Genomic DNA, 10,480 nt, shown 5'->3' with positions numbered 1-10,480 from the left:
GGGCCGGCCACGTCGATGAGGCCCAGCTCCAGCGCCCGCGCCAGCGAGGCCGGCGAGCGGTCGATGCCGACGATGGTCCGCACCAAGCCCGCCTGCCTGAGCGCGCGCGCGAACGAGCCGCCGATCAAGCCCACGCCGAAGATGAGAACTTTGTTCAGCATTTACTCCGCCAGCGCGTGGGTCAGGGCTTCGATGAATACTTCGTTCTCTTCCGGCAGGCCGATCGAGATGCGCAGCCATTCATGCAGACCGTAGTTGCCGACCGGGCGCACGATCACGCCCTGCTTCAGCAATGCCAGGTTGATGCGCGCGCCGGCGCCGGCATCGTCGCCGACTTTCACCAGCACGAAGTTGCCGTACGAAGGCACGTACTCCAGCCCCAGTTTGTCGAACGCCGCCACCAGCTGTTCGTAGCCGGCGCGGTTGTTGTCCGCGCCCTTGGCCAGGAATTCCCTGTCGTTCAGCGCAGCGATCGCCGCCGCCTGCGCCAGCGAGTTGACGTTGAACGGCTGGCGGATGCGGTTCATCAGATCCGTCAGCGCCGGCTGCGCAATCGCGAAGCCGACGCGCAATCCCGCCAGGCCATACGCCTTGGAGAAGGTGCGCGACACCAGCAGGTTGGGATACTTCTTGACCCAGGCCGCCGACTCGAACTGGTTTTCTTCGGCCAGAAATTCGTTGTAGGCCTCGTCCAGCACCACCACCACATGGGCCGGTACCTTGGACAGGAACCCTTCGATCTCGGCCGCCGGGATGAAGGTGCCGGTCGGGTTGTTCGGGTTGGCGATGAACACCAGACGGGTGTCGTCGCGGATCGCCGCCAGCATGGCCGGCAGGTCGTGGCCGTGCGCCTTGGCCGGCACCACGATGTGCTGCGCGCCGATGCCCTGCGTCGCCAGCGCGTACACCGCGAACGAATACTGCGCATAGACGATGGACTGGCCGCGCTCCACGAAGGCATGCGCGGCGATTTCCAGGATGTCGTTGGAGCCGTTGCCCAGCGTGATCCAGTCAGCCGGCACGTCATAACGCTGCGACAGCGCGCCTTTCAGGTCGAAGCCATTGGCGTCCGGGTAGCGCCCCAGCTCCGCCACGGCGGCGGCCATGGCCTGCTTTGCCGATTCCGGCACGCCGAACGGGTTCTCGTTCGATGCCAGTTTGACGATCTTGGCCTCATCCAGGCCGAACTCGCGCGCGACTTCCGCGATCGGTTTGCCGGCCTGGTAAGGGGCGATGGCGCGGACGTATTCCGGACCGTAGTTCTTGCTCATAGTGTCTCTCTTTGTTATCAGGTCAGGCTCACCGGGTAGGAGCCCAGCATCTTGAAGAAGGCGGCGTTGCCCTGCAATTCCGCCAACGCCCTGGCCACCGCCTCATCCTGGATGTGGCCCTGCACGTCGACGTAGAAGTAGTATTCCCAGGTGCCGGTGCGCGCCGGCCGCGATTCGAAGCGCGTCATCGACACGCCATGCTGCGCCAGCGATCCAAGCAGGCGGTAGATGGAGCCGGCCTTGTGCGGCGCGGCCAGCGCCAGCGAGGTGCGGTCGTCGCCCGACGGGCCGGGCTGCAGCGAGCCGATCACGGCGAAGCGCGTGCGGTTGTGCGGGTCGTCCTGGATGTTGGCCTTCACCGTGCCCAGCGAGTAGCGCACGCCGGCGCGCTCGCCGGCAATCGCAGCGATGGTCTTGTCGTCGCGCGCCATGATGGCCGCTTCCGCATTCGACGATACCGCGCGGCGTTCGATGTCCGGGTAATTGTTGTTCAGCCAGATCTGGCACTGGGCCAGCGCCTGCGCGTGGGCGCAGATCACCTTCACGCCGTCCATGTTGCCGGTGGCGGTCAGCAGGCTGTGACGCACGGCGATCGACACCTCGCCGCTGATGGTCAGCGGCGTATGCAGCAGCAGGTCCAGCGTGCGGCCGATGGCGCCCTCGGTCGAATTCTCGACCGGCACCACACCGAATTCCGCGGTGCCCGCCTCGGTGGCGCGGAATACTTCGTCGATGGACGAGCAAGGCAGCACATCGACGGCAGTGCCGAACTGCTGGTACACCGCCTGTTCGCTGTAGGTGCCGGCCGGGCCGAGGAAGGCCACGGTGACGCGCTTTTCCAGCGAGCGGCAGGCGGACATGATTTCGCGCCAGATGGTCTGCAGCTCGGCATTGCCCATCGGGCCGGGATTGCGTTCGGCGACGCCGCGCAGCACCTGCGCTTCGCGTTCGGGACGGAACACGGGCGCGCCGGTTTCCGCCTTGACGTGACCCACTTCCTGCGCCACTTGCGCGCGCTGGTTCAGCAGGTCGAGGATTTGCGCATCGATGGCATCGATCTTTTCGCGCAAGGGTTTCAGTTTGTCGTTCATCTTTGTTGGGCAGCGAATTCGTTCAGGTAGTCTACGAGCGCTTGCACGCCCTCGATAGGCATCGCGTTATAAATCGATGCGCGCATACCGCCGACGGACTTGTGGCCCTTCAGTTGCAGCAGGCCGCGCGCCTTGGCGCCGGCCAGGAATGCTTCGTTCCTGCTTTCGTCCTTCAGGTAGAAAGGCACGTTCATGCGCGAGCGGCTGGATTTCGCCACGCGGGTTTCGTAGAAGTCGTTGTGGTCCAGAGCGTGGTACAGCAGCGCCGCCTTGGCGATGGCGCGGCGCTCCATCTCGGCCACGCCGCCCTGGCGCTTGAGCCACTGGAACACCAGGCCGGCGATGTAGATGCCGTAGGTGGGCGGCGTGTTGTACATCGATTCGTTGTCGGCCACCAGCTTGAAGTCGAAGGCCGACGGGCAGACCGGCAGCGCCTTGCCCAGCAAGTCGTCGCGGATGATGACGATGGTGACGCCGGCCGGGCCGATGTTCTTCTGCGCGCCGGCGAAGATCACGCCGAATTTCGACACGTCGATCACGCGCGACAGAATGTGCGAGGACATGTCGGCCACCAGCGGCACGCCGGCCAGGCGCGGGTCGCCGGCATCCGGCTGATTGCCGCTGACATCGTATTCGACGCCGCCGATGGTCTCGTTGGTGCACATGTGCAGGTAGGCCGCGCCGGGCGTGAGCCGCCATTCGGCCTGCGGCGGCACCGCCGTGGTCGACGAGGCGGCCACGTTCACATGCGCGTACTTGCGCGCTTCCTTGATGGATTTGTCCGACCACGAACCGGTGTGGATAAAATCGATCGTCGCGCCGTCGGGCTTGTGGCCCAGCAGATTCAACGGAATCAGGGCGTTCTGCGACAGACCGCCGCCCTGCATGAACAGGATCTTGTAATTGTCCGGTACTGCCAGCAGCTCGCGCAGGTCGCGCTCGGCCGCCTTGTAAATCGATATGAATTCCGGTCCGCGGTGGCTCATCTCCATCACCGACATGCCGCTGCCGTGCCAGTCCAGCATTTCGGCGGCGGCTTGCGCCAGCACCTCTTTCGGCAGGACGGCAGGGCCGGCGGAGAAATTGTAGATCTGAGTCATTGCGTTCCTTGAGTGTGATTATTTCTGTTCCTGCTGCGCCTTCTGCAGCATGGGACCGAGACGGCGCGCGACGATCTGCTGCCCCACCTGCATGCCCTCGCCCATCAGCTTGGGCATGTTGGCCAGCATCTTCTGCCCCACCGGCGTGCGGTAGAAGGCGGCGATCTGCTTGAGCTCATCGGCGCTGAAATTGCGCGCGTAGATCGGCACCGTCTGGTCGATGATCTCGTCGATCATGCCAGGATCGTTCATCACCGTCTGCATGGTGTTGACGGCGGCCGGCAGGTCGGCTTCCATCTTGGCCAGCGCCTTCTGCTTTTCCTCGGCGCTCAGCTTGGCGTTGTTGTTGATGGCGGCGGTGGCGCCGGCGCGCATCGAGCCGGCCAGTCCCTGCGCCATCTGCTGCATCATGCCGTGCATGACGGCGCGGTAGTTCATCGAGTCGAACAAGTCCTTGGCGGCGGCGACGGCGGCCGGATCGGGCTGCGCTTGCTGCGCCATGGCCGGCGCGGCGCAGACCAGGGCCACCGCAGTGAACAACGAGGCTACGATTTTCTTCATCTTGAACACCTCCAAATAAAAACGGGGCCAGTCCCGCCGTATGGTACGGCAAACCTGGCCCCGCGCTGACGGACTGGCGTCCGCCGCTTTACTCTGCTGCGTCGTTCGGCTTGGAATCCGGGCCCGGTTCCAGCTCGACTTCATCGATGTCGGTTTCGACCACGCGCTGCAGGCCGGACAGCTTGGTGCCGTCTTCCACCGCGATCAGGGTCACGCCCTGGGTCGCGCGGCCCATCTCGCGGATCTCCGACACGCGGGTGCGGATCAGCACACCGCCGGTGGTGATCAGCATGATCTCGTCGGTCGAATCGACCAGCGTCGCCGCCACCACCTTGCCGTTACGCTCGGAGGTCTGGATCGCGATCATGCCCTTGGTGCCGCGGCCGTGACGGGTGTACTCGATGATCGGGGTGCGCTTGCCGAAGCCGTTCTCGGTCGCGGTCAGCACCGACTGCTGCTCGTTCTCGGCCACCAGCAGCGCGATCACGCGCTGGCCCTCGTCCAGGTTCATGCCGCGCACGCCGCGGGCGTTGCGGCCCATCGGACGCACGTCGTTCTCGTCGAAGCGCACCGCCTTGCCGGCGTCGGAGAACAGCATCACATCGTGTTCGCCATCGGTCAGCGCGGCGCCGATCAGGAAGTCGCCCTCGTCCAGGTCGACCGCGATGATGCCGGCCTTGCGCGGGTTGCTGAAGTCCTTCAGCGGCGTCTTCTTGACGGTGCCCAGGCTGGTCGACATGAACACATAGTGGTCTTCCGGGAAGGTGCGGTTGTCGCCGGACAGCGGCAGGATCACCGTGATCTTCTCGTTGTCGGCCAGCGGGAACATGTTCACGATCGGCTTGCCGCGCGAGTTGCGCGAGCCTTGCGGCACTTCCCACACCTTCAGCCAGTACAGGCGGCCGCGGTTGGAGAAGCACAGGATGTAGTCGTGGGTGTTGGCGATGAACAGCTGGTCGATCCAGTCCTCGTCCTTGGTGGCCATGGCCTGCTTGCCGCGGCCGCCGCGCTTCTGCGCGCGGTACTCGGAGATCGGCTGCGACTTCATGTAGCCGGTGTGCGACAGGGTCACCACCATGTCCTGCGGCGTGATCAGGTCTTCGGTATTCAGGTCGCTGGCGTTGTGCTCGATCGAGGAACGGCGCGGATCCTTTTCCGGGTTGCCGAACTCGGTCACCACCGAGGTCAGTTCGTCGGTGATGATGGTGGTCACGCGCGCCGGCTTGGCCAGGATGTCCAGCAGGTCGGCGATTTCCGCCATCACGTCCTTGTACTCGTTGACGATCTTGTCCTGTTCCAGGCCGGTCAGGCGCTGCAGACGCATTTGCAGGATTTCCTGCGCCTGGTCGTCGGACAGCTTGTACAGGCCGTCAGCCTGCATGCCGTAATGCTTGGGCAGATGTTCCGGACGGAAGGCGTCGACGCTGTTCGGGTGCTCGCCTTCGCCGGTGCGGGACAGCATCTCGCGCACCAGCGACGAATCCCAGGAACGGTTCATCAGCTCGGCCTTGGCCACCGGCGGGGTCGGCGCGGCCTTGATGATGGCGATGAATTCATCGATGTTCGCCAGCGCCACCGCCAGGCCTTCCAGCACGTGGCCGCGTTCGCGCGCCTTGCGCAGCTCGAACACGGTGCGGCGCGTGACCACTTCGCGGCGGTGCGACAGGAAGCATTGCAGCATTTCCTTCAGGTTCAGCAGGCGCGGCTGGCCGTCGACCAGCGCCACCATGTTCATGCCGAAAGTGTCTTGCAGCTGGGTTTGCTTGTACAGGTTGTTCAGCACCACGTCCGGCACTTCGCCGCGCTTCAGCTCGATCACCACGCGCATGCCCGACTTGTCGGACTCGTCGCGGATGTCGGAAATGCCGTCCAGCTTCTTGTCGCGCACGTTTTCGGCGATGCGCTCCAGCAGCGATTTCTTGTTGACCTGGTAGGGCAGCTCGTCGACGATGATGGCGGTGCGGCCGCCGTCCTTGCCGTATTCCTCGAAGTGGGTCTTGGCGCGCATCACCACGCGGCCGCGGCCGGTGCGATAGCCGTCGCGCACGCCGGAGACGCCATAGATGATGCCGCCGGTGGGGAAGTCGGGCGCCGGGATCAGTTCGATCAGCTCGTCGATCGTGCAGTCCGGGTGGCCCAGCACGTGCAGCGCGCCGGCGATCACTTCGTGCAGGTTGTGCGGCGGGATGTTGGTGGCCATGCCCACCGCGATGCCGGACGAGCCGTTGATCAGCAGGTTGGGGATGCGGGTCGGCAAGACCGTCGGTTCCTTTTCCTTGCCGTCGTAGTTGGGCTGGAAGTCGACCGTGTCCTTGTCGATGTCGGCCAGCAGTTCGCTGGAAATCTTGTCGAGGCGGCACTCGGTGTAACGCATCGCCGCCGCGCCGTCGCCGTCGACCGAGCCGAAGTTGCCCTGACCGTCGACCAGCATGTAGCGCAGCGAAAAGTCCTGCGCCATGCGCACCAGCGTGTCGTAAATGGAGGCGTCGCCGTGCGGGTGGTATTTACCCATGGTGTCGCCCACCACACGGGCGCACTTGACGTAGGCACGGTTCCACACGTAATTCGATTCATGCATCGAGTACAAAACCCGGCGGTGCACCGGCTTGAGGCCGTCGCGCACGTCCGGCAGAGCACGGCCCACGATCACGCTCATGGCGTAATCGAGGTAGCTCTTGCGCATCTCTTCTTCGAGTGAAATAGGGATTGTTTCTTTTGCGAATTGATCCATTGGCGGGTCGTTTTACTGTGGTTTATTAAGCCTCTCCCAAGAGACAGGCAAGCGTACGATTTTAGCATGCGCGCACGGCCACCAGCGGATTTTGCGGCCCAGCCAGCATTCATGCGGTGTTGCAGGGATCGCCGCACGGTAACAACTTGTAATATTCATGACACATTACTCAATTATTATCGACAATCACGTTGCAACAAAACAACATTTTGGTTGGATGCCGAACGGCGCGCGGTTGGCGCCCTTTAAACGACCGGAATCGCTTGTGGCAAAATGGACGAGAAGTCAATTGCTTGATTCGCAAGCGGAAAACGGCCGTGACGCCCCTGCGTGGTAGAATTCGCCCCACGCAAAGAACGCGTCGCGCAGTTTTCTGCAGATAGATATCACCCCCGAAAGGAAGAAAAATATGAAAAAACTGATTTCGATGCTGGCCATCTCGGCTGCATTTGCCGGTTCGGCCATCGCCCAGACCGCGCCTACCGCGCCACCGTACGCGCCAGTCACCCAGGACATCAAGGCGCCGACCCCGAAGAGCGCCTACCTGCAGGATGCGCGCGGCATCATCGCACGCGACCCGTTCGGCCTGTGCTGGCGCACCGGCTACTGGACCCCGGCGGACGCCGTGCCAGGCTGCGATCTGCCGATCTGCGTCGAACCAGAGAAGCTGGAAAACGGCAAGTGCGTGGCGCCGCCGCCGCCACCACCGCCAGCCGCACCAGCGCCTGCCGCGCCGGCCCCGGCTCCAGCGCCGGCCCCTGTGCCGACCGCACAGAAGGTCAGCTTCGCCGCCGACGCCTTCTTCGACTTCGACAAAGCCGTGCTGAAGCCTGAAGGCAAAGCCAAGCTGGACGATCTGACCTCGAAACTGGGTTCGATCAACCTGGAAGTGATCATCGCCGTCGGCCACACCGACTCGGTGGGCACCGACGAGTACAACCAGAAGCTGTCGGTACGTCGTGCCGAAGCGGTCAAGGCTTACATCATCTCCAAAGGTGTGGAAGCCAACCGCGTGTACACCGAAGGCAAGGGCGAGAAGCAGCCAGTGGCGGACAACAAGACCGCCGAAGGCCGCGCCAAGAACCGTCGCGTAGAAATCGAAGTGGTCGGCACCAGCAAGTAATCGGCTGCGCTGACGCACGCAAAACCCCGCTGCGGCGGGGTTTTTTTATGCGGTAGAATATGCCATCGTTTTTATCACCGACACCATGAACGCCGATCCATTAGAACTGCAAAAATTTTCCGAACTCGCGCACCGCTGGTGGGATCCGACCTCCGAGTTCCGTCCGCTGCACGAAATTAATCCGCTGCGCCTGGAATGGATCAACGCGCGCGCGCCGCTGGCCGGCAAGAACGTGATCGACATCGGCTGCGGCGGCGGCATCCTCAGCGAGTCGATGGCGCGCAGGGGCGCCACCGTCACCGGCATCGACCTCGGCGAGAAGGCGCTGAAGGTGGCCGATCTGCATTCGCTGGAATCGGGCGTGCAGGTGCGCTACAAGCTGATCGCCGCCGAGGAGATGGCGGCCCAGGAGCCGGACCAGTACGATGTGGTGACCTGCATGGAAATGCTCGAACACGTGCCCGATCCGGCCGCCATCGTGCGCGCCTGCGCGGCGCTGGTCAAGCCGGGCGGTCATGTGTTCTTCTCGACCCTGAACCGCAATCCGAAGGCGTATCTGTTTGCCGTGATCGGCGCCGAATACGTGCTGCGCCTGCTGCCGAAAGGCACCCACGACTACGACAAGTTCATCACGCCGTCCGAGCTGTCGCAGTTCATCCGCAGCGCCGGGCTGGAGGTGCAGGGCTTCAAGGGCATGGGCTACAACCCGCTGACCAAAATTTATTCGCTCAACGACGACACCAGCGTCAATTACCTGGTGGCCGCGCGCCGCCCTTTGTAAAGCCATGACCATGCTGCCTCCGCCGCGCGCCATCCTGTTCGATCTCGATGGTACCCTGGCCGACACCGCGCCCGACCTGGCCGCCGCCGTCAACCTGCTGCGCAGCGTGCGCGGCCTGGAACCCACCGCCTATGACGTGCTGCGCCCCACCGCCTCGGCCGGCGCGCGCGGCATGATAGGCGCGTCGTTCGGCCTCAAGCCGGAGGATGCCGGCTACGAGGAGCTGCGCCTGGGCTTCTTCAGCAATTACGCCGCGGCCATCGCCGTGCATACCGCGCTGTTCGATGGCGTCCCCGCGCTGCTGGCCGGGATCGAGGCGGCCGGGCTGCAGTGGGGCATCGTCACCAACAAGCCGATGCGTTTCACCGATCCGCTGCTGCCGCAGATCGGCCTGGATCACGCGGCCTGCGCGATTTCGGGCGACACCACGCCGCACGCCAAGCCGCACCCGGCGCCGCTGCTGGAAGCCGCGCGCCGCCTCAACCTGGCGCCGGCACAGTGCTGGTACGCCGGCGACGATCTGCGCGACATCCTGGCCGGCCAGGCCGCCGGCATGCCGACCATCGCCTGCGGCTGGGGCTATTGCGGCGCCACCGAGCCGCTGGCCTGGAACGCCGACTACCTGTGCCAGCACCCGGACGACCTGCTGGCGCTGTTGCGGCAGGCGCTGGCCGGCCGCGTGTTGGCGGCGTAAACGCAACCTGTCACCATAATTTTATTGCCGCACGGATACATTCAGTATAGTCTTCACATGATTGCTTAGTACCCCAACCGTTTCCACCGGGAGCATCATGAGTTTTTCTGAACCAGCTGCCCAGACCCCGCAGCCCTCCGCCGCCCTCGCCGCCCTGCCCCTGCACGGCGGCGGCGCGCCGCAAAGCTGGATGGTGCGCGTGGCCGACGCCCGCTACCACTGGTACGACCTGACCGCCGGCTTCGCCGACAAGCCGGACATCAACGACCCCATCGGCCGCTACATGCGGCGCATGCAGTTCGAGCTGGAAGCCACGGCCGAGAAGCCGCACATCTTCCTGGCCGTGACGCGGCCGCGCGTGCGCTTCGACCTGACCGGCGTGGTGCAATGGGGCTTCTTCTCGCTGCGGCTGACGCTGCCGCTGCTGATGGGCGCCAGCCAGAGCCGCGAAAACATCACCATCGAGCTCAAGGTGCCGTTCGCCGCCACCATGAAAAAGCCGACCGTGACGCTGACCGACAGCTTCATCAGCCTGAACTGGGGCGGCCACCTGGAGGTGTATTCGGTGCACGACCTGCTGCGCACCTACGGCCACACGCTGAAGCACGCCAGCGTGGTGCACTACGTCGGCCAGACCCGCGATCCCGAGCGGCGCCTGGGCAAGGGCCGACTGCCGGCCATGCACAAGCTGCGCGCCCAGTACGGCATGGATTACGACATCCTGCTGCTGGTGATCGGCACCGAGGTGGCGGTCAGCGGCGCCGACGGCGATCCGGCCGCCCTGCCGCACAACGCTCATCCGCAGGCGGCCGAGGCGCTGCAGGCCGAACGCGCCGACATGATCGAGGCGGCGCTGATCCGCTATTTCGAAGGCAGCGCGCCGCGCCTGCGCAAGCCGGACGAGCGCAAGGCGCGCAGCGAGCGCATCGTCGCCGTGCAGGCCGCCAATCACCTGGTGCAGTACACCATCGACCTGGAACTGGCCGACTGCGGCTATTACAACACGCTGAGTTCGGAGCTGGTGAGCGCCGCGCCGCGCCACCTGCTCAGCTGTTACGTCGCCGACGGCCAGGCGCAAGTTGCGCCCATGCCACTCCCGCCGCCGGCCAAGGGCGCCAAGGGCTGACT

At 64.6% G+C, this 10,480-nt stretch carries 9 protein-coding genes and 1 pseudogene; 4 read left to right on the top strand and 6 right to left on the bottom strand.

The features are described 5' to 3' along the window. The 6 genes and pseudogenes from E4L98_RS30745 to gyrA all read right to left on the bottom strand — a co-directional run. A pseudogene (locus E4L98_RS30745) lies at nucleotides 1–161 on the bottom strand (prephenate dehydrogenase/arogenate dehydrogenase family protein); the annotation flags it as partial. Beyond that, nucleotides 162–1,271 (bottom strand): histidinol-phosphate transaminase, encoded by a 1,110-nt coding sequence (gene hisC, locus E4L98_RS17305; protein ID WP_135202792.1) that lies wholly within the window; start codon nucleotides 1,269–1,271, stop codon nucleotides 162–164. 17 nt (nucleotides 1,272–1,288) lie between these two features. Further along, nucleotides 1,289–2,362 carry a prephenate dehydratase gene (pheA, locus tag E4L98_RS17300; RefSeq protein WP_135202791.1) on the bottom strand — a complete coding sequence of 358 codons (1,074 nt, stop codon included), beginning with the start codon at nucleotides 2,360–2,362 and terminating at the stop codon, nucleotides 1,289–1,291. Further along, a complete protein-coding gene (gene serC / locus E4L98_RS17295) occupies nucleotides 2,359–3,462 on the bottom strand; it encodes a 3-phosphoserine/phosphohydroxythreonine transaminase (protein WP_135202790.1) in 1,104 nt (367 codons plus the stop codon). The genes pheA and serC overlap by 4 nt, the downstream gene beginning before the upstream one ends. Before the next feature lie 18 nt (nucleotides 3,463–3,480). Then, nucleotides 3,481–4,023: a DUF2059 domain-containing protein gene (locus tag E4L98_RS17290; protein ID WP_135202789.1), complete on the bottom strand. Its 543-nt coding sequence runs from the start codon at nucleotides 4,021–4,023 to the stop codon at nucleotides 3,481–3,483. 88 nt (nucleotides 4,024–4,111) lie between these two features. Continuing rightward, nucleotides 4,112–6,754 (bottom strand): DNA gyrase subunit A, encoded by a 2,643-nt coding sequence (gyrA, locus tag E4L98_RS17285; RefSeq protein ID WP_135202788.1) that lies wholly within the window; start codon nucleotides 6,752–6,754, stop codon nucleotides 4,112–4,114. A 409-nt stretch (nucleotides 6,755–7,163) separates the two neighbouring features. Here gyrA and ompA point away from each other — a divergent pair, with 409 nt between their 5' ends. The 4 genes from ompA to E4L98_RS17265 all read left to right on the top strand — a co-directional run bounded on the left by ompA (nucleotide 7,164) and on the right by E4L98_RS17265 (nucleotide 10,478). Continuing rightward, nucleotides 7,164–7,877 (top strand): outer membrane protein OmpA, encoded by a 714-nt coding sequence (gene ompA / locus E4L98_RS17280; protein ID WP_135202787.1) that lies wholly within the window; start codon nucleotides 7,164–7,166, stop codon nucleotides 7,875–7,877. Between the two features lie 85 nt (nucleotides 7,878–7,962). Continuing rightward, on the top strand, nucleotides 7,963–8,658 hold the full coding sequence (ubiG, locus tag E4L98_RS17275; protein WP_135202786.1) for a bifunctional 2-polyprenyl-6-hydroxyphenol methylase/3-demethylubiquinol 3-O-methyltransferase UbiG: 696 nt from the start codon (nucleotides 7,963–7,965) through the stop codon (nucleotides 8,656–8,658). A gap of 4 nt (nucleotides 8,659–8,662) precedes the next feature. Continuing rightward, entirely contained in the window at nucleotides 8,663–9,352 is a 690-nt protein-coding gene (locus tag E4L98_RS17270; RefSeq protein ID WP_135202785.1) for an HAD family hydrolase, read from the top strand. A gap of 97 nt (nucleotides 9,353–9,449) precedes the next feature. Then, a complete protein-coding gene (locus E4L98_RS17265; RefSeq protein ID WP_135202784.1) occupies nucleotides 9,450–10,478 on the top strand; it encodes a hypothetical protein in 1,029 nt (342 codons plus the stop codon). Nucleotides 10,479–10,480: the final 2 nt, after the last annotated feature.

It is taken from the genome of Duganella callida (assembly GCF_004614165.1).
Classification (GTDB): Bacteria; Pseudomonadota; Gammaproteobacteria; order Burkholderiales; family Burkholderiaceae_D; genus Rugamonas; species Rugamonas callida.
This window is presented reverse-complemented; position numbering and strand designations above follow the sequence as displayed.

Bases quoted from the DNA above. Each gene is read 5' to 3' on its own strand.
- hisC (WP_135202792.1), bottom strand. From the start codon at position 1,271: ATGAGCAAGAACTACGGTCCGGAATACGTCCGCGCCATCGCCCCTTAC.
- pheA (WP_135202791.1), bottom strand. From the start codon at position 2,362: ATGAACGACAAACTGAAACCCTTGCGCGAAAAGATCGATGCCATCGAT.
- serC (WP_135202790.1), bottom strand. From the start codon at position 3,462: ATGACTCAGATCTACAATTTCTCCGCCGGCCCTGCCGTCCTGCCGAAA.
- E4L98_RS17290 (WP_135202789.1), bottom strand. From the start codon at position 4,023: ATGAAGAAAATCGTAGCCTCGTTGTTCACTGCGGTGGCCCTGGTCTGC.
- gyrA (WP_135202788.1), bottom strand. From the start codon at position 6,754: ATGGATCAATTCGCAAAAGAAACAATCCCTATTTCACTCGAAGAAGAG.
- ompA (WP_135202787.1), top strand. From the start codon at position 7,164: ATGAAAAAACTGATTTCGATGCTGGCCATCTCGGCTGCATTTGCCGGT.
- ubiG (WP_135202786.1), top strand. From the start codon at position 7,963: ATGAACGCCGATCCATTAGAACTGCAAAAATTTTCCGAACTCGCGCAC.
- E4L98_RS17270 (WP_135202785.1), top strand. From the start codon at position 8,663: ATGACCATGCTGCCTCCGCCGCGCGCCATCCTGTTCGATCTCGATGGT.
- E4L98_RS17265 (WP_135202784.1), top strand. From the start codon at position 9,450: ATGAGTTTTTCTGAACCAGCTGCCCAGACCCCGCAGCCCTCCGCCGCC.